General features: G+C 45.3%; 20 protein-coding genes. 12 read left to right on the forward strand and 8 right to left on the reverse strand.

Annotated elements, in window-relative coordinates; translation table 11 throughout:
- Positions 1–62: 62 nt before the first annotated feature.
- The 5 genes from K0H61_RS04875 to K0H61_RS04895 form a co-directional block, all read right to left on the reverse strand.
- Positions 63–491, reverse strand: coding sequence for a hypothetical protein (locus tag K0H61_RS04875; RefSeq protein ID WP_220051620.1), 429 nt, complete (start codon positions 489–491; stop codon positions 63–65).
- A 142-nt stretch (positions 492–633) separates the two neighbouring features.
- Entirely contained in the window at positions 634–1,071 is a 438-nt protein-coding gene (locus K0H61_RS04880; RefSeq protein ID WP_220051621.1) for an OsmC family protein, read from the reverse strand.
- 82 nt (positions 1,072–1,153) lie between these two features.
- Positions 1,154–1,507: a DUF3325 domain-containing protein gene (locus K0H61_RS04885; protein ID WP_220051622.1), complete on the reverse strand. Its 354-nt coding sequence runs from the start codon at positions 1,505–1,507 to the stop codon at positions 1,154–1,156.
- Complete coding sequence (locus K0H61_RS04890) at positions 1,504–3,177, reverse strand: PepSY-associated TM helix domain-containing protein (protein ID WP_220051623.1); 1,674 nt, start codon at positions 3,175–3,177, stop codon at positions 1,504–1,506. Before K0H61_RS04890 ends, K0H61_RS04885 begins: the two co-directional genes overlap by 4 nt.
- A 1-nt stretch (position 3,178) precedes the next feature.
- Positions 3,179–3,550 carry a DUF3649 domain-containing protein gene (locus K0H61_RS04895; protein WP_220051624.1) on the reverse strand — a complete coding sequence of 124 codons (372 nt, stop codon included), beginning with the start codon at positions 3,548–3,550 and terminating at the stop codon, positions 3,179–3,181.
- A 450-nt stretch (positions 3,551–4,000) separates the two neighbouring features.
- Between K0H61_RS04895 and hpf the strand changes: the two genes are divergently transcribed.
- The gene (gene hpf / locus K0H61_RS04900) at positions 4,001–4,357 is read left to right on the forward strand and encodes a ribosome hibernation-promoting factor, HPF/YfiA family (protein WP_220051625.1); all 357 of its coding nucleotides are present in this window, start codon (positions 4,001–4,003) and stop codon (positions 4,355–4,357) included.
- Between the two features lie 153 nt (positions 4,358–4,510).
- Here the strand turns inward: hpf and K0H61_RS04905 are convergent, their stop codons facing one another.
- Complete coding sequence (locus K0H61_RS04905) at positions 4,511–5,233, reverse strand: YebC/PmpR family DNA-binding transcriptional regulator (protein WP_220051626.1); 723 nt, start codon at positions 5,231–5,233, stop codon at positions 4,511–4,513.
- Positions 5,234–5,749: 516 nt separating this feature from the next.
- Here K0H61_RS04905 and K0H61_RS04910 point away from each other — a divergent pair.
- Positions 5,750–5,974: a TIGR02922 family protein gene (locus K0H61_RS04910; protein ID WP_220051627.1), complete on the forward strand. Its 225-nt coding sequence runs from the start codon at positions 5,750–5,752 to the stop codon at positions 5,972–5,974.
- A 136-nt stretch (positions 5,975–6,110) separates the two neighbouring features.
- Here the strand turns inward: K0H61_RS04910 and K0H61_RS04915 are convergent, their stop codons facing one another.
- A complete protein-coding gene (locus tag K0H61_RS04915; RefSeq protein WP_220051628.1) occupies positions 6,111–6,692 on the reverse strand; it encodes a TetR/AcrR family transcriptional regulator in 582 nt (193 codons plus the stop codon).
- A gap of 169 nt (positions 6,693–6,861) precedes the next feature.
- Here K0H61_RS04915 and K0H61_RS04920 point away from each other — a divergent pair, with 169 nt between their 5' ends.
- Positions 6,862–7,929, forward strand: coding sequence for an alkene reductase (locus K0H61_RS04920; protein WP_220051629.1), 1,068 nt, complete (start codon positions 6,862–6,864; stop codon positions 7,927–7,929).
- A gap of 83 nt (positions 7,930–8,012) precedes the next feature.
- On the opposite strand, the gene K0H61_RS04925 is transcribed toward K0H61_RS04920, so the two are convergent.
- A complete protein-coding gene (locus K0H61_RS04925; RefSeq protein WP_220051630.1) occupies positions 8,013–10,457 on the reverse strand; it encodes a Lon protease family protein in 2,445 nt (814 codons plus the stop codon).
- Positions 10,458–10,668: 211 nt separating this feature from the next.
- Between K0H61_RS04925 and K0H61_RS04930 the strand changes: the two genes are divergently transcribed.
- The 9 genes from K0H61_RS04930 (at position 10,669) to K0H61_RS04970 (ending at position 20,845) form a co-directional block, all read left to right on the forward strand.
- Positions 10,669–11,910, forward strand: a complete 1,242-nt coding sequence (locus K0H61_RS04930; protein ID WP_220051631.1) for a DEAD/DEAH box helicase — start codon at positions 10,669–10,671, stop codon at positions 11,908–11,910.
- Between the two features lie 765 nt (positions 11,911–12,675).
- Positions 12,676–13,629 carry a YbgA family protein gene (locus K0H61_RS04935; protein WP_220051632.1) on the forward strand — a complete coding sequence of 318 codons (954 nt, stop codon included), beginning with the start codon at positions 12,676–12,678 and terminating at the stop codon, positions 13,627–13,629.
- A 32-nt stretch (positions 13,630–13,661) separates the two neighbouring features.
- A complete protein-coding gene (locus K0H61_RS04940; RefSeq protein WP_220051633.1) occupies positions 13,662–14,735 on the forward strand; it encodes a MerR family transcriptional regulator in 1,074 nt (357 codons plus the stop codon).
- 1 nt (position 14,736) lies between these two features.
- Positions 14,737–16,245 (forward strand): deoxyribodipyrimidine photo-lyase, encoded by a 1,509-nt coding sequence (gene phrB, locus K0H61_RS04945; RefSeq protein WP_258406008.1) that lies wholly within the window; start codon positions 14,737–14,739, stop codon positions 16,243–16,245.
- A gap of 57 nt (positions 16,246–16,302) precedes the next feature.
- Positions 16,303–16,749, forward strand: a complete 447-nt coding sequence (locus K0H61_RS04950; protein WP_220051634.1) for a nuclear transport factor 2 family protein — start codon at positions 16,303–16,305, stop codon at positions 16,747–16,749.
- Complete coding sequence (locus K0H61_RS04955) at positions 16,749–17,549, forward strand: SDR family NAD(P)-dependent oxidoreductase (protein WP_220051635.1); 801 nt, start codon at positions 16,749–16,751, stop codon at positions 17,547–17,549. The genes K0H61_RS04950 and K0H61_RS04955 overlap by 1 nt, the downstream gene beginning before the upstream one ends.
- On the forward strand, positions 17,546–18,796 hold the full coding sequence (locus K0H61_RS04960; RefSeq protein ID WP_220051636.1) for an NAD(P)/FAD-dependent oxidoreductase: 1,251 nt from the start codon (positions 17,546–17,548) through the stop codon (positions 18,794–18,796). The genes K0H61_RS04955 and K0H61_RS04960 overlap by 4 nt, the downstream gene beginning before the upstream one ends.
- Positions 18,793–19,584 (forward strand): DUF1365 domain-containing protein, encoded by a 792-nt coding sequence (locus tag K0H61_RS04965; protein ID WP_220051637.1) that lies wholly within the window; start codon positions 18,793–18,795, stop codon positions 19,582–19,584. Before K0H61_RS04960 ends, K0H61_RS04965 begins: the two co-directional genes overlap by 4 nt.
- A gap of 1 nt (position 19,585) precedes the next feature.
- Positions 19,586–20,845: an SAM-dependent methyltransferase gene (locus K0H61_RS04970; protein WP_220051638.1), complete on the forward strand. Its 1,260-nt coding sequence runs from the start codon at positions 19,586–19,588 to the stop codon at positions 20,843–20,845.
- Positions 20,846–20,849: the final 4 nt, after the last annotated feature.

Genomic DNA, 20,849 nt, shown 5'->3' on the forward strand with positions numbered 1-20,849 from the left:
AGTTACCATTAACGTGAAACCAATTAGGGTGTTGTCTGTAGTTCCCAAGACAACACCCATTTTTATGCCCATTCATCAATCGGTTTACTGGCATCAACATAGGTTTGCAGCAAGCTTGCTTGCTGGTGATTTGCCATTTGATTCACCGTTGCTGCTCTAGCAGCGTCATTGTGATTCAAATAATAAGCTGTTGATGCAGAAATCCCATCACTGGTTCCCATAGCAATATTGGTCATATCGGATGCAACCTGATATTTCATGATACTGGTTTGCAGGGCGATAAAGTTCTCTGCCGTCTCTTTTACACCACTTAAATCTGGCACCGTTGGCAGTGGCATAGGATCGACTTCGGCAAACTGTTTGGCGGCAGTTGAGATTGTCACTGTGCTGCTTGCCACATTATTGACTTCAGCGTTTGTCGAGGGCTTGTTGGCGTTTTGCTGATAAATCGATGTGCTATTGGTTGTACGAAAAGATGGCTGGATCTGCATGGCTTACCCCTGTATTCGAGTGGATGCAATGTTAGGGTGATCATACGGTAATTGAGCTTGACCTAAGCTGAATAGGCGGGCCTTGAGGTGTGAGCTGGATCGCAAAGGTAAGCTCAAATGGTTTGAGCTTACCAGTAAAAGCTTAAAACTTGATTTGCACTTCCGTCGCTAGCGAATTGGCGATAAAGCAATTGGCGTGGGCTTTTTCGTGGATTTTTTCAAGTACATCGTCGCTCACTTCAATGCCATCGGCAAACACTACTTTAGGGGTGAGTACCATTTTGGTCACCGCCAGTTTTCCCGCCTCGTTTTTACCGAGTTCAGCTGTGGCGTCATCTACATAGGATTTTACCGGCAGTCGCTTTAAGTGGGCAATGGCGAGGAAGGTCAACATATGGCACGAGGACAGTGCCGCCAGGAGGCTTTCCTCTGGATTAATAAACTGCTCATTGCCTTTATATTCTGGTGCCGATGAGGCTTGAATTGTTTGGCCACTACCAAAAGTAATTTGATGGTCCCGACAAAACTCACCTTCTTCAGCGGGGGAGGATTGCCAATTCACGGTTAAATTAAAGCCCATATAATTCTCCTAATAACAGGACATTGGGGCACTATAGCCTAGCTCAAAATACTTCACCAGTGATGCGTAACCTAACTTAGCTTTAACCAGTAAAATTGCTTAATAGCAGGGTTGTTGTAAGTAGACTGCCGGTTACAATTCCGAAGGGTAAATGCTTAGGGCTGAAGCTTAAGGTCAAAATGACCAATAACGCCGCGAGTGAAATTACCCCAAAAAACAGAATACTACCATAAGTCCAGCCTTGCTCTTGGGTGCAAGCACTCAAACTTAGCGCCAGCAATAACCAGGCAAATAGACTTAATAACCGACTCTGCCAAGGCTGTGGTGGACGATTAAACACATCTTTATAGTGGCCAAATTTAGCCAATGCAAAGAGGGCAAGAGACAGGTAACTTAGCCCTAAAATCCCAAGCACTGGGATAAATTCAGGCATCATGATTTCACTTCCTTTAAAGCGGTTGGGCTGGCGTTCTGAGCTTTGGATATTGCCCCGTTATAATGGGCAACTCTTTTGCTAGAACTATTCCCTAGTAATGCATTGTGGGGCTGATGGTTTGGCTTTATTCGGTTGCTAACAAATAACAGCATTGTACCGAAGATAACGGAAACTATATCAAAACCGACCAATCCCCATTGTTCGGTGCGGATATTATCAAAAATATGGCAGTTTGAGGTAAACGCGTTGAGCAGCGGCAGTGCGCAATAAAGCAGACCCGTAATCGATAATGCGAGCCGCCAATGCCATCGACTGCGACCAATAACAGCCCAAATGCCCATCACAATCAAGACGATAAAGAAGCTGTGTACCTCCCATGCGGCACGTTCCGTAAAGCCGACGGTTAATAAGCGATTGGTATAGAAAAATGCTGCTGCGCCAAGGGGTAAGCCCACTATAAACATAAAGTTTAAGCCTTCGACTAAACGTAAGCCGCGGGTCGGTTTTTCACCATTTGCAATGGCATTCTGCTGCTGTTGACGTAGACGAACTGCCCACATCAGCGGCCCACTTGCAACCATGGCACAACCTAATAGACCACAGACAAAATACAGGGCTCTTAACAGGGGCGCAGAGAATCGCGCCGTATGCAGCGACATTATCGTATCGTGGACAACCGCGGCACTCGATGTTTCATCTTGGCTGGCGTATTTTAGCTCGCCAGTAGTGCCACTGAAAATCAACATGGTTTGCGCATCTGTCACTGTATTGCCCGTATCCTGATAGAAAATGACGTGGCTATTTTGGTCTTTCGGGAAGGCAACGACAACCTGCTGAACGGGGGCATTACCCCAGTGTGCTTCCACTTGAGCGAGGTAATGACTGAGGGGAATGAGATTGGCGGCAACCCCCGAAGCCTCACCGATTTGTCTTGCGGGATTTAATTCAGTTAAAAAGGTCTGCCTTTCATTAGGATAGGCAGTATCCACAGTCCAGGGAATGTAGACCAACATGAGGGTGACAAGTCCCGTATAGGTAATCATCAGGTGGAACGGCAGGGCGATAACTGAACTGACGGTATGACCATCGAGCCAGGAACGTGCGCCTTTACCCAGCCTAAAACTAAACAAATCTTTGAAAATGCGTTTATGGATAACGATGCCACTGATCAACGCGATCAGCATAAACATGGTGCAAATACCCACGATATATCTGGCAGTAATACCCGGTAAGTAATTAAGTTCGTAGTGTAAACGGTAGAAAAAATCCCCGCCGCGGGTTTGGCGTACGTTTTCAATCACGCCAGTGCCATCGGCAAGCGCAGTACGCTCGATGATCTTGCCGCGCCGTTGGCCTTTCTCGGGGGCTAACTGCCAAGCATAACTGAGCAAAGGACTTCGGTCCGTCGGTAGATTAATTATCCAGCGTTGTGCTTGGGTGTTGGCATTGGTCTCTAGATAGTTTTGGCCGAGGTCGAGCTGTTTGCTAAGCGCTTCGGTTTGATAGGACTGAATCGCGCCCTGATGGAGTTCAGGTTTAGTCCAAAGGGTGATTTCATGACGAAAATAACTTAAGGTGCCAGCAAAAAACATGAGCATCAGCACCCAACACACCAACAACCCAGCCCATGTATGAAGCCAAGATAAGGTTCTGAAAAACGACGCTTTCATATTACTGGCCACTCAACTGCAACAGGCCAAAGCACACTAGACTAACCAAGCATAAATTACGCCAGCCATGCCAAGCGGTTTTTAGACAAAAAGCATAAATGATGGCGATGGCATAAAAAATAAAAGCCAGCATATTGGCAATTAGGGTACTGTCAAAGCGTGGGAGCGGTAACACTTGGGTAAGTAAGCAAGCAAGAGTTGCCGCAGCAACATATCCGCCAAACATGGCAGCACTCAAGCGAATGAGGACCTCAAGACCAAACAGGGTCGAGTCTTGCTTAAGCCACTGTTTAATGTAGACAAATAAAGCAATTTGCATCTTTTGTAGTGTTGAGTGATCTTGTTCGCTTGAAGAATGAGACATGTTTGCCATTGAGTTAGCCAATCCTGAAACCAAATTGCGTTTTTAATCGAGTGTCCTAAACAGCGAGAATTGACAAGCACATTACTGTCATAGGGATGGCTCGAGTTACATCCTTTATGTGGGAGTATAACTTACTCAATTCAAATGATAAACAATATCATTTGCGTTTGTTAACTGGGTTCCAAGTTTGAGTATATTTTTGCTGTTGAAAATGATGGTGTTTAGGACCTGACAATTATCAAGGCGCATTAGGGAGCTTTTAGACTCGAATTCATCTCAATCAATAGCTTGATTTTTTAGTTCCCATCAAAAGTTAATTGTTTGATAGCTATCACAATTAACATTGTGTCTTAGTTGTCATGTCCAAATATTTGAATTTTTGGCTTGTGTTTTATTCCCCATGCCCCAAGCTCTAATAGTGAAGCGAAAATAAAGTAAAGACACAAAAAGGGACACTCTATGAAAATCAATCTTTCTGGTCACCATGTCGATGTTACGCCTTCTATCAAAGAGCACGTAAACGAAAAATTTTCCAAAATCGCCACGCATTTCCCCTCACTCATTGCACTCGATATTATCATCGCAAAAGAGCATGGCGAGTATCAGGTTGAGCTCCGCACGAATTACGAGGGTAGCCGGATTTCCGCTTCGGGTACTGATGAAGTTATGTATCCCGCCATTTCGGCTGCAGCCAAAAAATTAGATGCAGCACTTAAGCACCGTAAGGGCCAATTAAAAGCCGATTTACATGAAAAGCCTACCTGCACTACACCTGCTATTGCCCATGAAATTATTCAGGAAATGCAGCTGCGTTAGGCATGTCTGACACTCATTTAGCGTAACTAGAAAGGGCCAATAGGCCCTTTTCTACTTTATGGTGTAAGACTTCACCAAAGCCCTAAGGTAAAGTTCAAAGCACAAAACAAAAACGCAGCCCTTAGGCTGCGTTTTGGAACTTAGAGTCAGTTATTACTCTTGAATATCGGCATTGTGATATACGTTTTGGACGTCGTCACAATCTTCTAATGCGGCGATAAATTTATCGAATGTGGCTACATCTTCGCCAGACACTGGGGTCATGTTCTGTGGAACGAAGGTGATGTTTTCCACTTCGAAGTTGATGTCTGGCATCGCATCGGTCAGTGCTGTTTTTACTTTGAAGAACTCAGTGTGCGGCGCGATAACACTGATCATGCCGTCTTCGACTTCCACTTCATTTACATCGGCATCGGCCATCATCAGGATTTCGAGGATGGCATCTTCATCTTCACCAGGGAATACGAATACCGCAGATTGATCAAACATATGGCCAACAGTGCCAGGAGTGCCGAGTTTGGCATCGTTCTTCACGAAGGCTTGACGCACTTCGGTGAAGGTACGTTTTACGTTGTCGGTCAAGCAGTCAACGATAACCATGCAGTTACCCGGTCCGAAACCTTCGTAACGGGCAGTATCATAATCTTCACCGCCGCCACCTTTGGCTTTATCGATAGCACGTTCGATAACGTGCGCCGGCACTTGGTCTTTCTTAGCGCGCTCGATTAAACGGCGAAGTGATAAGTTGCCGTCTGGCTCAACACCACCTTGTTTGGCGACTACGTAAATTTCTTTACCGTAGCGCGAGTAAAGGCGGGTTTTCTGGCCAGCTGTTTTCGCCATGGATTCTTTACGGTTTTGATATGCTCTGCCCATCTTGATCTCGTTAGCTCAAAAAAATTGCGCCGATATTAGCAGTTTTATTGTTAGAAGTGCAGATCTTAGGGGGGGATTTCTTGCCAAGATTTGGACGTTTGACGCATTTTTTGCAAGTGAATGCGATGACCCTGTGTAGGTGTGATAACAGAATCAGCGACCGAAGTTCATTAATGAAGACCTAGTTAACTGATGGTTAATTAAGCAGTTTTCGCTATAGTTTCAGGGATGGGGGTAATGAAATTATCGTCATGTTATTTATATGTGATCTTTCGCTCGTTATTGATTGACAAACAAAAAATAGATTGGCATACAAGTAACTGAGTGCTTAAATAACTATATTCGAAGCGCGCAGCTGTTCCAAATTGTCGTCTTGGATGAGTCGCTGGGGTTGTTTTAGTTAACGAATAATAATGGGAAACACCATCTTCGATTTTTGTTGTTAAAAGAGACGAAGGGAGACTCTTGCCACTTAGTTCTATAGCAGTGGAATCTGCTTAATGAGAGTTAAACGTTATGCAAGCAACACAAGCGACAGTGACAGTTTTATTTTACGATGCTCCCGTTGGACTGATTATGCACAATCAGGTGTTGTCAGATTTACCTGTGAGTGAATCGGGGCGGGTGATGATTCCTCCTGCATTCCGTAAGGGAAAATCCATCATCGCCGTGCTGGAAGGTGAATGTAAGATTTTGAACTCGTTGGGGGAGCGTGTTTTTTCTCAAGCCAATATTGGTTAGTTAACCTAAAAGTCAGGCGAGAGAATACATCCGACTTTAAAGGACGATACTGGTTATCGTCCTTTTATTTTTGTACAACAAATTAAAGCAGGGCTCTGGGTTATCGTTAACTTGTGAATGATCCCTATACTGATTCCTATCGACATACATCTTCAAATAGCTTGTCTGCTAATTGTTGTATGGTCTGGGCTTCGGGATGGGTGTGGGCGAAGGTTCGCAGACCGTAAATCCCCATCATAAGATATTGAGCCCGCTGCTCGCTGTTGACTTCACCATGGAGTTCGCCCTTTTTCACTGCGTGTGAAAATTGTTCCATCAATGCCTGTTGCCAATCCTTGAGGTTGCCAGTGATTATCTGACGAACTTCATCATCCTGCTCGGCGATTTCATTAAGCGCCTTAGTCAGCAAGCAAGCCTGTTGACTGTCGCAACTTAGGCATTCAATCACAATTCTGTCGAGGTAGGTTTTAAGGTTGCTCAGTACGGGGCCTTCATTATCGAACAGCTGGCAAAACTGCTCATTTCTATCCAGTTGATATTGCTCGATGGCAGCGATTAACAGCCCACGTTTGTTGTCGAAGGCGCAGTAAATTGAGCCTGGATGTAAGCCTGTGGCCTGCGTGAGATCTTGCATGCTGGTCTTGGTATATCCTTTGTGCATAAAGGCGGCCATGGCACCCCGTAGCACCTGTGCTCTATCAAACTCGGCATTTCGCATCTTTTAATCACCCGCCACTGTTGCTAGCTATGGTCTCTAGCCATTGTCATTAACCCATTCACTGCCTGCTTGGGATTCTATCCACTTTTGAACAAACATTCAAAATTAACTTGAATGAACATTCAAAAAAGAATATCTTGAACGTCCATTCAAGATTGAGGTTAACATCATGACGACCCAAACAGCAGTAAATACCTTGAACAACCTATTTGATACTTACAAGTTAAACGACACTATTACTCTAAAAAACCGTATTTTAATGGCGCCATTGACCCGTTGTATGGCTGATGCGGACTTAGTGCCAACCGATGATATGGTGGCTTACTATGCTCGCCGCGCGGACGCGGGATTAATCATCTCAGAAGCGACCATCATTCGTCCCGACGGCCAAGGTTACCCAAACACCCCTGGTATTTTCACTCAAGCGCAAATTGCAGGCTGGCGTAAAGTAACTGATGCCGTACATGCAAACGGCGGTAAAATTTTTGTGCAGTTGTGGCACACGGGCCGTGTAGCCCATCCGCACTTTTTCGGCGGTGGCGATGTATTAGCGCCTTCTGCTGAAAAAATTGAAGGCAGCGTGCCTCGTATGCGAGAGCTGACCTACGTTGTGCCAAAACCAGCTACCTTTGAAGATATCCAAGGCTTAATTAATGATTACGCAAAAGCGGCCGAAAACGCGATTGAAGCTGGTTTTGATGGCGTTGAAATTCATGGCGCGAATGGTTATCTGATTGACGAGTTCCTCCACCATGACAGTAACCGTCGCACCGACGAATACGGCGGCTCACCTGCCAATATGTCTCGCTTCGCCCTAGAGGTGGTTGACGCTGTGGTTGAGCGTATTGGCCGTGACAGAACAGGTATCCGTTTATCACCCGGTGCTTACTTTAATATGGCGGCCGATAGCCGCGACCGCGCAGTATTCGATTATCTGCTCCCCGAACTTGAAAAGCGTTCTCTTGCCTTTGTGCATGTGGGGATCTTCGATGACGGTATGGAGTTCGACTACTTAGGTGGCCGCGCGTCAAGTTATATGCGTGCTCACTACAGCAAGACTTTGGTCGGCGTGGGAAGCTATACTGCCCAAAGCGCAAGCGAGGCAATAGCCGCCGATAAGTTTGACTTAATTGCCATTGGCCGTCCTTTTATTGCCAACCCGGATTATGTTGCCAAGGTGCGCTCTGGCGCCGAGCTCGTAGATTACAGCGACGAAATGTTAGCAACCTTAATCTAAAGTACTGTTAAGCGATAATAAAAAGGGGTTAGTACTCACTAGGTGCTAACCCCTTCTGTTTTATTGATTGATTATCCGAATGATTAATCGGCTTTGGCGAGGCTTCTAAGGGCATTTAGCTTTTGCTGAGCAATCCCAAAGAGACAATCACTGCCATATTGTTCTTGGCCTGATACCCCTTCCTTAGGCTCGCTTGCTGCAACTTTGCCCAGTAGAAGCTCCATCGCTTGAGTTACATGTGTAATGGACCAGATATGGAATTCCTGCTTAGCCACTGCTTCAACAATATCTTGGCGAAGCATCAGATTAGCCACATTCGATGCGGGAATGATCACCCCTTGGCTCGATGAGCGTCCTTTAATTTTACAGACATCGAAGAAGCCCTCGATTTTCTCATTCACGCCACCAATGGGCTGGGCCTCACCAAACTGGTTCATTGAGCCGGTTATCGCAATATCCTGTCTAAGTGGTTGCTCACTGATGGCCGAGATAATGGCGCAGCACTCCGCCATCGATGCGCTATCACCATCGACGCCGCTATAGGATTGCTCGAACGTCAAATAGGTTGTTAGCGGAATTTGCGCCGTTTTACCGAGCACCGAGGCCAAATAGGCGGTAAGGATCAATACCCCCTTAGAGTGGATACGACCGCCAAGTTTTACCCTATGCTCGATATCTAGTACTTCGCCCTTACCATAGGCGGTGGTGGCTGTAATGCGGTTAGGCATGCCGAATTGATGATCCGAAGTCGAAATAACCGAGAGCGCATTGATCTGTCCAACAACTTTATCGTGGGTATTGATAAGCGTGCTGCCGTTGATAAAGCTCTCCATAATGTTATCCCGCAGACGCGAGACGCGGTTTTCTTGGTTTTTTAGCGCCTGTTCAACGTGCTCACGTTTGATACACTTACTCTTTGCTGATTTAGCGCAATAGTTCGATTCCCGTAAAAGATTGGCGATATTGGCGGAGTGTAGCGACAGCTTTTGCTGATCCTGTGCTTCGCGAGAGCTGTATTCGACGATACGGGCGATCGCTTCTCGGTCACAATGCAGCATGTTGTTGTCGTGCACTATGCTAGAAATAAACCGCGCGTAGTGAGCCTCCGATATATCGGTTCTGTCCATCACATCTTCAAAGTCAGCGGTTACTCTAAATAGTTCCCTAAAATCAGGGTCGTAGTGTTGTAATAACTGATAGGTTTCGTGATCGCCAAACAGAATTATTTTCACATCCAGCGGAATAGGTTCAGGTGCGAGCGAGATAGTGCCGGAGAGTGATACCTCACGCTCAAGGGAGCTTAAATCTAACTTGCGAGAGCGAAGTGCACGTTTAAGACCGTCCCACACATAGGGGCGCTCTAACACCTTAATCGCATCCATTAGCAGCACACCGCCGTTGGCCTTATGTAAACTGCCGGAGCGAATTAATGAGAAGTCGGTAAAGACGGTGCCCCTGAAGGTCGCGCTCTCTATGTAACCAAACAGGCTGTGGTAACTCGGGCTCTCTTCGACGACGATGGGGAAGGGCGCTTCGCCTTGACACACCAGTACGTTAACCTGATAGCGGCGGGGCATTTTTTTCTCCAGTGAGGCGTAAGCCAGCGCAAGCTGCTCTTCGCTTTCCTCGAGGAAAATATCTAAGTTAGTTAAAATGTCTGCCTGCATACCCTTTAAAAAGTTTTTTACTTCGCTCTGCTGTTTGTATTTATCCTTTAAAGGTTTAAAGAAGTGTACCAGCACATCCTTGGCGACTTGCTCATCGTGTTCCTGCTGAGCATTGCTAAACTCTTCTTCCCATTCAGTATTTTGACGGATAATGCCGCGCAGTTTAATTTCGAGGCCATTGATGTTGGTTTCAAATTGGTCGCGCTCAGCTTCCGTTAATGCATTAAATGAGGTCTCGTCGTGGGGGACATCACCATTGAGGGCGACCATTTGGTATTCCCCCTGCATAGTGAGGCTTAGACTGATGCCCTTTTGTTTGGCCTCTTCACTCAGTTCATTGAGCGCCGCTTCCTGTTTGTCCGCGAGCTGATTTTTAAGTTTTTCGGCGCGGGTGTAATACATCTCGTTGTTAAAGGCCAGAGGTAGCGCTTTAACTAATTTGAGCATAAGGCCTTCAATCGCCTTTTTAAATTCAGTGCCGCTGCCTGCGGTGAGCCTTAGCACTTTTGGGCTTCGGGTATCGTCGAAGTTAACAACGTAACACCAGTCATAGAGTGCGGGCTCGATCGGCTCATGGCGATTGAGATAACGCAGCATCATAGTACGTTTGCCTAGGCCGTTTTGACCAATGGCGTAAATGTTGTAACCCTTTTCCTTTATACCCATAGCGAACTCGACTGCTTGCTGGGCGCGTTCTTGACCGACGATATCGTTAAGGGGAGTGAGCTCTGCGGTAGAATGGCAGTTGGGATTTAAGGCTTTGAGCTCGGATTTGCGGTACAGCTGATGGCTACTCAGGGCAATGGCCGGTGTTGCTTGAACGGCTGTTGCTTGACTGGCGTTGATAGCGTCTATGGGCATAAATATCCTTATTATTCATCAAGTCAGACTCAAGTAATGAGTCATCCTTATTTTCCCATTGTAGGCAAGATGTTAAGGCGTTTGTCAATCTTAATATCGACGACACTTCAGGATTTTTAGACGCAATAGAGGATAGGAAACACCCCAATTTCATGGTCGCAATTGGCGGCTTCTGTTAACATTAGGGCATTATTGTTTGCGGTGATTTTCCATGTCTTTTAGTGCGCTATCCCTCACTCCCCAATTAATCGATACCTTAGCCGAATCAGGTTATCAGCAGCCAACGCCAATTCAGTTTGAGGCAATCCCCGCTATTTTGGCAAAGCAGGATATTTTGGCCTGCGCGCAAACCGGCACGGGTAAAACTGCGGCATTCGCTTTACCTATTTTGCAGCAATTGCTTGCAGAAGAAGTGCCTTTCGTTTCTGCGAAAGCGATCAAGGCATTAGTGTTAGTGCCGACCCGAGAGCTTGCGGTGCAGGTGCAGCAAAGCTTTGTTAAATATGCAAAAGGTACGGATATCAAAGTGGGGATTGCCTATGGTGGTGTGAGTATTGATGCGCAGCAGGCGGTGTTTAAGGCGGGAATCGATATCTTGGTCGCCACACCTGGCCGCCTTTTGGATCACCTGCGTCAGGGCGCGCTCAGTCTAAAACAACTTAGCGTGTTAGTGTTTGACGAAGCCGACCGTATGCTCGACATGGGCTTTATGGATGAAATCAACGCCGTGCTAAAGCAAGTGCCCTCAGAAAGACAAACCCTCTTATTTTCGGCGACTTTAGATGATGCCATTTTTAGTCTAAGTAAGAGTATGTTACGTGATCCTAAGCTGATTGAAGTGGCAAAACGTAACTCCACAGCTGCGCAGATTGAGCAGCGGGTTTATGCTATCGATAGCGATCGTAAAACCGAGTTTGTTAGCCATTTAGTGCGCACTAAAAATTGGCATCAAGTACTGATTTTTTGCCGCACTAAGCAGGGCGTTGATAAGTTAGTCACCAAGCTTAATCAGCTCGGTATTGTCACCCAAGCCTTCCATGGGGATTTATCCCAGGGCGCTCGCGAGAAGGTGCTGCAGGACTTTAAACTTGGCCAAGTGAAGGTGTTGGTAGCGACCGATGTTGCTGCTAGGGGGTTAGATATTGCTGAGCTTCAGTATGTGATTAACTTTGAGCTGCCCTTTGTGGCTGAAGATTATATTCACCGTATCGGCCGCACCGGTCGCGCGGGGAGTGCGGGTCTTGCGATTACCTTGTTCAGCCAAGAAGATGCCCTGCTGCTTGAAGAGGTTGAAGCCGTGCTCGATAAGCGCTTACCACAGCAGTGGTATCCAGGTTTTGAGCCTGACTTTAACAAAATGGAGCCTGATCCCAGACGTAACAGCAAAGCTGCCCAAAAACAACGAGCAAAAAAACGCGCCCTTGGTGGTAAATTAGGTGGCAAAAAGCGTTAATCCCCCATCTTTTTAGCAACTTGCGCATCCCCAAGGCATCGATATACTGTAGCGTCTTATATTGAAATGCCTTGGGTAACCTATCCATGGTTTCAAAACCAAGCTTCCTCAAAATCTCACCGCCAGTATTTCTTGAGGCGACAAAATTCAATTGCATTGCCTTAAAACTCATTTCCAAATTCCTTAGCAACCTGCTGACAATGGCCGCAAATCAGGGGCGCTAATCCTTTGCGGTTTGCCCGCTGCGTAATCCGATAACCGCAGTGTTTACCTGTCCCAGCTTGATTGGCCTTTAGTTAATAGGCGTCAAGGATTTCGCCTACTTCTTCGGGCACAAAGGTGTTAAGGGTAGGGCTAACCAAATAGACTTAACCTGAAATGTACAATTATCAGGTTCATCGGTGTAGGTTTTGCCAGCTTTGGCAATGCCATAAAAATCGGCCAATTTGCATACCAATCAGCTTTTGTTGCTGCACTAAAATCATCTACATATTTTTATCGCTACATGCTTCAAGCCTATTTCTTTCATGTCTATGTCTGGCTATTCGCCTTGTACAACTTTCTCTATTGGTCAGTATTTTATGTTTTTGTAGCAACAGATAAGGCAATGATAATTGATATTTTAATTAGGTTTTAATTGTTAAAGTTATGATATTTATAGTTATTTATTGCTCTGAATAAAAGGGTGAAAATATGTTGTACAATAATTTGATCTTTGTACAAGTATGCGCTTTACTATAGCAAACTGATACAAGGAATATGATTATGTACAAGTTTAATCCGCAACGAATTCAAATTGGCATTAGCGCATGCTTATTGGGTGAAAAAGTGCGTTTTGACGGCGGCCATAAGCTTTCTTCGTATTGTAGTCAGGAGTTAACTCCATTTTTTGAGTTTCGCCCCCTTTGCCCCGAGATGGCTATTGGCCTCAGTGCCCCTCGTAAGAGTATACGTTTAGTGCGTGAAGGGCAGTCCTTGTGGGTGCAGAGCCGAGACGGTAGTTTGGATGTGACTGACAAGCTCAATGAGTTTAGTGCGCGTAAAGTCGAAGAACTATCAGGCCTTGGCGGCTATATCTTTTGTGCTAAGTCGCCAACCTGCGGTATGGAGCGTGTGATTGAATATAAGCGCGGCACCGATAATGGTAATAAAGCGGGTATTGGTGTGTTTGCCCGTAAGTTAATGGAACGCTTTCCCTTGTTGCCGGTTGAAGAAGAAGGCCGTTTACACGACTTAGTCCTTAGGGAGAATTTTTTTACTCGGGTGTATGCCTACCACGATTGGCACCAAATGCGCCACAAAGGACTGACAAAACATGATTTAGTCCAGTTTCATTCACGTTATAAATATTTACTGATGGCCCATAGCCAAAAAGGTTACCGTGAACTAGGGCTAATCGTGGCTAATATCCATGAATTAGAAGCAACAGCAGATCAATATTTTAAGGTGTTCATGAATACCTTAAAAATCCATGCCACCCGTAAAAACCATACCTGCACCCTGCAGCATATCCAAGGCTACTTTAAGAAGCATTTAACTGCAGCGCAAAAGGTTGAACTGTCTGAAATGATTATGAAATATCGTGAGGGACTTTTGCCACTGTTAGTGCCAATTACCCTGATTAATCACTATCTACGCCAATTCCCAGTGCCCTATATAGAAAATCAAGTTTACCTCAGCCCTCATCCGCAGGAACTGAAACTGCGTTATGCCTATTAATTTTTTGCTGAGTAAAGATGAAGAGAGTTGTTATGAGTCAAAACAAGCAAATTCACAATGATGCGGACCATATCGACCAAAAGAGCTTAACTGCGGATGAGCATAATATGCTGTCAATTGGTGAGGTATCCGAGCTTACAGGGGTTAACGCCGTTACCCTCAGGGCCTGGCAGCGGCGTTTTGGCTTAGTGGTGCCGCAACGTACGCCCAAAGGGCATCGGCTCTACACTGCAGAGAATATTGCGCAAATCCATGAAATTAATGCTTGGTTAGCCAAGGGTGTTGCAATCAGTAAAGTGAAACCGTTACTGAACAGTCGTGATGTTATTGCGATAGAAAATTTGGCTATGGATCACCATTATCTTTCTCTGAATGAAGAAAAAGGCAGTAATGACGACAGTGAATACTGGGCGCAGGCAATCTCGAGTCTTATGCGTTCCGTGAGCGAATTTGATCCATTAAATCTACATCAACGTTTAGATGAGATCTTGAATCTTTATCCATTTACGATTGTTAAAGATAAATTATTGCTGCCCTGGATATATCAGCTCGAAACGCTCATTGAGCCCCGCCTTGATGCCGAGCTACTCATGGCATGGCTAAACCATGAACTTCTCAGCCGGATATGGTCTCGTTTTCACAACGGGCATGGTGGGCAAGTCAAAGTAGCATTATTTGGTTTGAATGGGCGTAGCCAAACGCTAAATAGCAACCTAACGAAGCGCTTATATAAATTGGTACTTCGCATGGAGTTAGTGAGCTTAAAAGTGACTGTCACTGATTTTGCCGAACAGGGCATTGGCGATTTAGCACTTTTAGATGGCAGAGTCGATGTCGATGCCCTGTTACTTATCCCTAATGCCAATCATGTGGCATCTGAGTTGGCGGAACTTAAATCACTCATTGAGCAGATGAGTTTACCCTGCTACCTCATAGGGCCTTTTGCCCCCACGCTAACCGACTTGAACTCCTATTTAAAGCCAGATATCGCGCCATTAGTCGAAAAATTATTGCTTAAGAAACAAGAGCAAAAAGCATTATTGCGTCAGCAAAAAAATGCCCTAAAGAATGCCAATTCCTCAGCAGATCACGGTAAGGGGAAATAGCATGAACCAGCATGCTCAAGCACAGCAACATGCCCTGATGTGGTTTAGGCAAGATTTGCGTTTGAATGACAATCAAGCGTTAAGCGCTGCTTGCGATTGGGTTAGGGAGCAAAACAGCATACATGGCTCAGGCGGCAATGACGATTTGAGGCAAGGAGCAAAGCTTAAAGCCATATTTATTGCCACCCCTAAGCAGTGGCAGCGTCATGATGTCGCGCCAATTCAGCTTGATTTTATTGAGCGACACGTGAATTTACTTGCATTGGAACTCGCTGATCTCGGCATTGAGTTTGAGCTGATTGAGCTTGATACCTTTGATGAAATCCCATATTTTTTATCAATTTACTGTCAAGAAAATGGTATTGCACGGGTATTTGCTGGCAGTGAGCCTGAGATTAATGAGCAGCGCCGAGATAATGCTTGTTTAAAAGTGGGGGTGCCTTTACTGCTAACCAACGAACATTGTCTTTTAGCCCCCGGTAGTGTGCTCAACTTAAGTGGCGATATGTATCGGGTTTTTACGCCTTTTAGTCGTAAATGGCGTGAAATAGCCTGTCAAAGGGCGATTATACCCTTATCAAAACCGTCGCCCGTAAGCACGCCAATTCCAGATCCTTCACAATTTAGGTTTATTCGCTCAAATCATTGCTCGAGTGAACATTGGGCGGCGGGCGAAGTTGCAGCAAGGGAAATGTTAACAAGTTTTATTGAGCAAAAAGTGCAGGATTATAAGCAGGATAGGGATTATCCGGCTCTAGATGGCACAAGTTCAATTTCCCCCTATTTAGCCATTGGCGTGTTAAGTCCTAGGCAATGCATTGCGGCGTTACTCGAGCGTTATCCCGAGGCGTTAGTGGATGATACTAGTCAAGGAAGAGCTTGGTTAAACGAGCTCGTTTGGCGGGAGTTTTATCGTCATCTGCTGGTGGCCTTTCCTGAGCTTTCTATGTCTCGTAACTTTAACCGTCTTGCCGACAATATTCGCTGGCGTAATGATGAAACAGAATTTCGCGCTTGGTGCGAAGGCAAAACAGGATACCCGATTGTCGATGCGGCGATGAGGCAGTTAAATCAAATTGGCTGGATGCACAATCGCTTGCGTATGGTGGTGGCGAGCTTCCTAACAAAGCATTTGTTGATTGATTGGCGCTGGGGGGAACGTTATTTCCGTCAGCATTTAATCGATGGGGATCTCGCGGCAAATAATGGTGGTTGGCAATGGTCAGCAGGTTGTGGTTGTGATGCGCAGCCCTATTTTAGAATTTTTAATCCAATAAATCAGAGTGAAAAATTTGACCCCGATGGCAGCTTTATCCGCCATTACCTACCCGAATTAGCCTCTTGGGGCATTAAACGTTTACATCAACCTAATCTTTTGCCTTTTCACAAAAACAGTGAGCTATCGCTATTTGATATGCCAACTGAATCCGATTATCCAGTTGCGATTGTGGAGCATAGCAAAGCTAGGGAGAGGGCGTTAGAGGTGCTTGGGGTTTTGAAAAAGGCTTAGAACACAGGCGAGTAGTAGAGCTTGAAACACACTATTTTCCCCTTGGGAGTAAATTAGATGATTGATATTGCAAAGGCTGTACACAGTGACCCAGTAGATAAGTTGATTGCACTTTATGAAGACTTAAATAAGGACAATCTGCATTTGCTTGCGCAAGTATATGCAGCAGATATTTGTTTTATCGACCCAATGCATAGGGTCGACGGAATTGATGCTCTAACGGTGTATTTCGCTAAGCTTTACGAAAACATTAGTTATATCAATTTTGATATTAAAGAAGTGTTTAAGGATGACTCCCAAGCATCGCTATTTTGGCAGATGCAATATCGTCATCCCAAGTTGAAAAAAGGTGAGCTCATTCGGGTTGATGGCATGAGTCAGCTTAAGTTTCAGCAGCAGATCCATTTTCACCGTGATTATTTTGATGTGGGACAAATGCTTTACGAACATGTGCCCCTTGTGGGGGGAATTATCCGCCTAGTTAAAGATAAGGCGGCGCAGTGATGGTTTCGTCTCAAATCAATCGAATTAAAACCGTGCTGATAACTGGCGCAAGCTCTGGTATTGGATTGCAGTTGGCACAGGACTATCTGGCGCAGGGGTGGCGGGTTTTAGCCTGTGGCCGAGATACCTCAAAACTCGATACCCTTTGTCAGTCTAGCTTGGCGGGCGCTCACAGTTTTGCCTTTGATATAAGTGAGCGCAGCCAAGTACAAGAGGCTGCACTCAAGGTGAGAGAGTGGTTAAAAGTTGAAGGGCTACAACTTGATTTAGTGCTCCTCAATGCAGGTGGCTGCGAATATATCGATGATGCAAAACATTTCGATGACATGCTGTTTGAGCGAATTATTCAGACCAATCTTATTGCCATGGGTTACTGCATCGGTGCCTTTGTTCCGTTAATGCACTCTGGTTCTCGCTTAGCATTGATGAGTTCAAGCGCGATTTATTTACCCTTCCCGCGCGCAGAGGCTTACGGTGCCTCTAAGGCGGGAGTGAATTACCTAGCGGCGAGTCTCTCGCTGGATTTAGCGCAAAGCGGTATTGGTGTGAGTGTCATTTGTCCTGGTTTTGTGGCGACACCTCTGACTGCAAAAAATGATTTTCCGATGCCGATGCAGGTGGATGTGACATCCGCATCGGAGGCGATTCGTCGCGGGTTACTTCGCGGTGAAAGCGAAATCCATTTCCCCAAAAGATTTACTTATTTATTGAAGTTTATTTCGATTCTACCTGCCTTTGTGTGGCGAAAAATGATTATGCGGGATAGTCAGTCAACTGCGATTAAGGACATCGAACAATGAAAAATATTGCCATCGTTGGGACAGGGATTTCTGGGCTCACATGCGGCCATCTATTAAGCAAGTCCCATCGGGTAACTGTATTTGAGGCTAATGATTATATTGGTGGCCATACCGCTACCGTGGATGTGGAGTTTGAAGGCAAAAATTATGCGATAGACACAGGCTTTATTGTATTTAATGACAGAACCTATCCCCGTTTTGAGCGTTTGCTATCACGTTTAAATGTCACTGTGCTGGCCACTGAAATGAGCTTTAGTGTGCACAATGTGCTCACAGGGCTTGAATATAACGGCCATCATTTTGCAAGCCTTTTTGCCCAAAAACGCAATATTTTTAATCCACGCTTTTGGGGATTTTTAAATGAAATAGTGCGGTTTAACAAACGTTGTAAAGCGTTATTTCAAGCAGATAATTATCCCGAGGGGAATCTAGGGCAATATCTTGATAGTGAAGGTTTCTCATCCTTTTTTGCCGAGCATTATATTTTGCCTATGGGTGCGGCAATTTGGTCATCCTCAATTGAGGATATGCGTGCCTTTTCTCTTCGATTCTTTATTCGATTCTTTGAACATCATGGACTGTTAAACATCAGTGATAGGCCGCAGTGGTATGTGCTTAAGGGCGGTTCTCGCAGTTATATTCCTGATTTAATCGCGCCCTTTAAAGACAATATTCGACTCAATAGCCCCGTTACAACCATTGAAAGAAATGGCGATGGCGTAAAGTTGTTGGTGAATGGCCAATGGCACACATTTGATGAGGTGATCCTCGCGTGCCACAGCGACCAAGCGCTCAAAATGCTCAGTGACCCCACACCTACTGAGAAAGCGATTTTGGGGGATTTGGAGTATCAGAATAATGAGGTTGTGCTGCATACGGATACCCGTATTCTTCCTACGCGCAGAGCAGCATGGGCAAGTTGGAATTACCGTTTAGATGGTGACCAAACTCGTCCTGCATCAGTTACTTATAATATGAATATCCTGCAAAGGTTACCTGAAGATGCGCCGACCTTTTGCGTCACTCTCAATCAAACGGCGTTAATCGATGAGTCGAAGATTATTCGTCGGTTCAATTATGCCCACCCAGTATTTAATGAGAAAAGCTTAGCTGCACAGGCCAGAAGGGAAGATATTTCTGGCCATAATCGCACTCATTTTGCTGGTGCGTATTGGCACAATGGTTTCCATGAGGATGGCGTTCGTAGTGCCTTAGATGTGTGCGCCCATTTTGGGGTGACCTTATGACAGAGCTTAATAGTGCTATCTATTACGGCATGGTAAGCCATAGCCGTTATAGCCCTATAAAACATCAATTTAGCTATAAAATGGCGCTATTGGCCATTGATTTAGATGAAGTTGATAGCCTAAGCGTGATGGGACGTTACTTTGGCGTCAATCGAAGTGCACTTTTACGATTTAATCCAAGGGATTATCTTTGTTCATATACAGATCGTAATAATTTGACTCAAATCATTGAGATTAAAGACCCGAGCGCGGCATCGTTAAAGGCTAGGGCGCTTAGTCAAATCGTTGAGTTAGGGGCAGATAAGCCCTGCGACCGGGTTGTCTTTGTGGGGCAGATTCGACATTTTGGCCTTTACTTCAGCCCAGTTAATTTTTACTTTTGTTATCAAAATCAAACGCCTTTATATATGCTCGCCGAAGTGAGTAATACCCCTTGGCAAGAGCGCCACTGTTACTTAGTGAATTTATCCGCACCAGGCGTGACGGATAAAGTGTTCCATGTATCGCCCTTTATGAACTTAGATATGCGCTATTTATGGCATGTTGAACCCCCAACTGAATCCTTAAAAATTGGTATCGAAAATAAGCCAAATGCTGTTGGCAAGAAGCTGTTTCAGGCCAATTTAGTTATGAATCGCCAAGCCATTAATGCTACCTCGCTACGTACGTTGTTTTTTCGCTTTCCTTTGATGACGCTGAAAATTGTCTGCGGGATTTATTGGCAGGCATTAAAGCTCTTTTATAAACGAGTGCCTTTTGTGCCACACCCAAGCCAAGTGGAGAAATAGAATGGAAAATACTGCATCACAAACGTCGGTTATAAGCGCAAAGCTACCCGATAGCCTTGCCCGTAAAATATTGCTTAAGGCCCTTGATAATTTGCCCCATGGTTGTTTGACCATAGTGGAGGGCGATAAGAGTTATCGCTTTGGCGAGCAGCATAGCGATTTGCATGCAACCTTAGTCGTTAAACATCCCAGTTTTTATCGTCAGGTGATGTTCTCTGGTTCAATCGGTGCAGGCGAAGGTTATATTCAAGGCCATTGGACTAGCCCAGATTTGACTAAAGTCGTGCAGCTGTTTGCCCGTAACCTGCCGTTGCTCGATAGGATTGAAGCTAAATTCAATTGGCTTACAGGCACGATTAACAGGGTAAAGCACTTTCTTAATCGCAACTCACAGCAGGGCTCAAAACGCAATATTCTCGCCCATTACGATTTAGGCAATGCGCTTTATGAGCAATTTCTTGACCGAGAAATGCTCTATTCCAGTGCCCTTTATCCCGATGCCGATGCCAGCCTTGAAGCCGCGCAGCTTAATAAGTTGAAGGTGATTTGTGAGCGTCTCGAATTGCAACCTGGTCAACGCTTACTTGAAATTGGTACAGGCTGGGGGGCGTTAGCCATATACGCGGCTAAGCATTATGGCGTGCATGTGACTACAACCACCATTTCCGATGCCCAATACAGCTATGCAAAGGCGAGAGTTGAGCGCGAGGGGTTGAGCGAACAAGTGACATTACTCACAGAGGATTATCGTAATCTAACCGGTCAATTCGACCGACTTGTTTCGATTGAGATGATTGAGGCTGTGGGCCATGAGTACCTGCCTGGATTCTTTAAAAAACTCGAGTCCCTGCTTAAACCTAACGGCAGAATGTTAATACAGGCCATTACCATCAGCGATCAACGCTATGACAGTTATCGCAAGGGCGTTGATTTTATTCAGCGTTATATTTTTCCAGGCGGTTGTTTACCTTCAGTACAGCAAATGGCTAACCATTTGGCAAAACGTACCGATATGCAGCTTTGGTCGATTGATGATATGGGGCTGGATTACGCTAAAACCCTAAGGGATTGGCACAGTAATTTCGACCAAGCGGTTACTAAGGTACAAGCCCTTGGTTATGGCGATGATTTTATTCGTATGTGGAAGTTTTACCTTAGTTACTGTGAAGGTGGTTTTTTAGAGCGAACCACAAGCGCTGTGCACTTAGTCGCTGTGCGTCCAGGATATCGCATTCCTAATGCGTACAATGGGATTGCTTAGGGGA

Source organism: Shewanella acanthi (genome assembly GCF_019457475.1).
Lineage (GTDB): Bacteria > Pseudomonadota > Gammaproteobacteria > Enterobacterales > Shewanellaceae > Shewanella > Shewanella acanthi.

Bases quoted from the DNA above. Each gene is read 5' to 3' on its own strand.
- K0H61_RS04965 (WP_220051637.1), top strand. From the start codon at position 18,793: ATGACAGAGCTTAATAGTGCTATCTATTACGGCATGGTAAGCCATAGC.
- K0H61_RS04940 (WP_220051633.1), top strand. From the start codon at position 13,662: ATGAGTCAAAACAAGCAAATTCACAATGATGCGGACCATATCGACCAA.
- K0H61_RS04875 (WP_220051620.1), bottom strand. From the start codon at position 491: ATGCAGATCCAGCCATCTTTTCGTACAACCAATAGCACATCGATTTAT.
- K0H61_RS04920 (WP_220051629.1), top strand. From the start codon at position 6,862: ATGACGACCCAAACAGCAGTAAATACCTTGAACAACCTATTTGATACT.
- K0H61_RS04950 (WP_220051634.1), top strand. From the start codon at position 16,303: ATGATTGATATTGCAAAGGCTGTACACAGTGACCCAGTAGATAAGTTG.
- K0H61_RS04885 (WP_220051622.1), bottom strand. From the start codon at position 1,507: ATGATGCCTGAATTTATCCCAGTGCTTGGGATTTTAGGGCTAAGTTAC.
- K0H61_RS04905 (WP_220051626.1), bottom strand. From the start codon at position 5,233: ATGGGCAGAGCATATCAAAACCGTAAAGAATCCATGGCGAAAACAGCT.
- K0H61_RS04880 (WP_220051621.1), bottom strand. From the start codon at position 1,071: ATGGGCTTTAATTTAACCGTGAATTGGCAATCCTCCCCCGCTGAAGAA.
- K0H61_RS04895 (WP_220051624.1), bottom strand. From the start codon at position 3,550: ATGGCAAACATGTCTCATTCTTCAAGCGAACAAGATCACTCAACACTA.
- K0H61_RS04910 (WP_220051627.1), top strand. From the start codon at position 5,750: ATGCAAGCAACACAAGCGACAGTGACAGTTTTATTTTACGATGCTCCC.
- K0H61_RS04935 (WP_220051632.1), top strand. From the start codon at position 12,676: ATGTACAAGTTTAATCCGCAACGAATTCAAATTGGCATTAGCGCATGC.
- K0H61_RS04925 (WP_220051630.1), bottom strand. From the start codon at position 10,457: ATGCCCATAGACGCTATCAACGCCAGTCAAGCAACAGCCGTTCAAGCA.
- K0H61_RS04960 (WP_220051636.1), top strand. From the start codon at position 17,546: ATGAAAAATATTGCCATCGTTGGGACAGGGATTTCTGGGCTCACATGC.
- K0H61_RS04970 (WP_220051638.1), top strand. From the start codon at position 19,586: ATGGAAAATACTGCATCACAAACGTCGGTTATAAGCGCAAAGCTACCC.
- K0H61_RS04915 (WP_220051628.1), bottom strand. From the start codon at position 6,692: ATGCGAAATGCCGAGTTTGATAGAGCACAGGTGCTACGGGGTGCCATG.
- hpf (WP_220051625.1), top strand. From the start codon at position 4,001: ATGAAAATCAATCTTTCTGGTCACCATGTCGATGTTACGCCTTCTATC.
- K0H61_RS04955 (WP_220051635.1), top strand. From the start codon at position 16,749: ATGGTTTCGTCTCAAATCAATCGAATTAAAACCGTGCTGATAACTGGC.
- K0H61_RS04890 (WP_220051623.1), bottom strand. From the start codon at position 3,177: ATGAAAGCGTCGTTTTTCAGAACCTTATCTTGGCTTCATACATGGGCT.
- K0H61_RS04930 (WP_220051631.1), top strand. From the start codon at position 10,669: ATGTCTTTTAGTGCGCTATCCCTCACTCCCCAATTAATCGATACCTTA.
- phrB (WP_258406008.1), top strand. From the start codon at position 14,737: ATGAACCAGCATGCTCAAGCACAGCAACATGCCCTGATGTGGTTTAGG.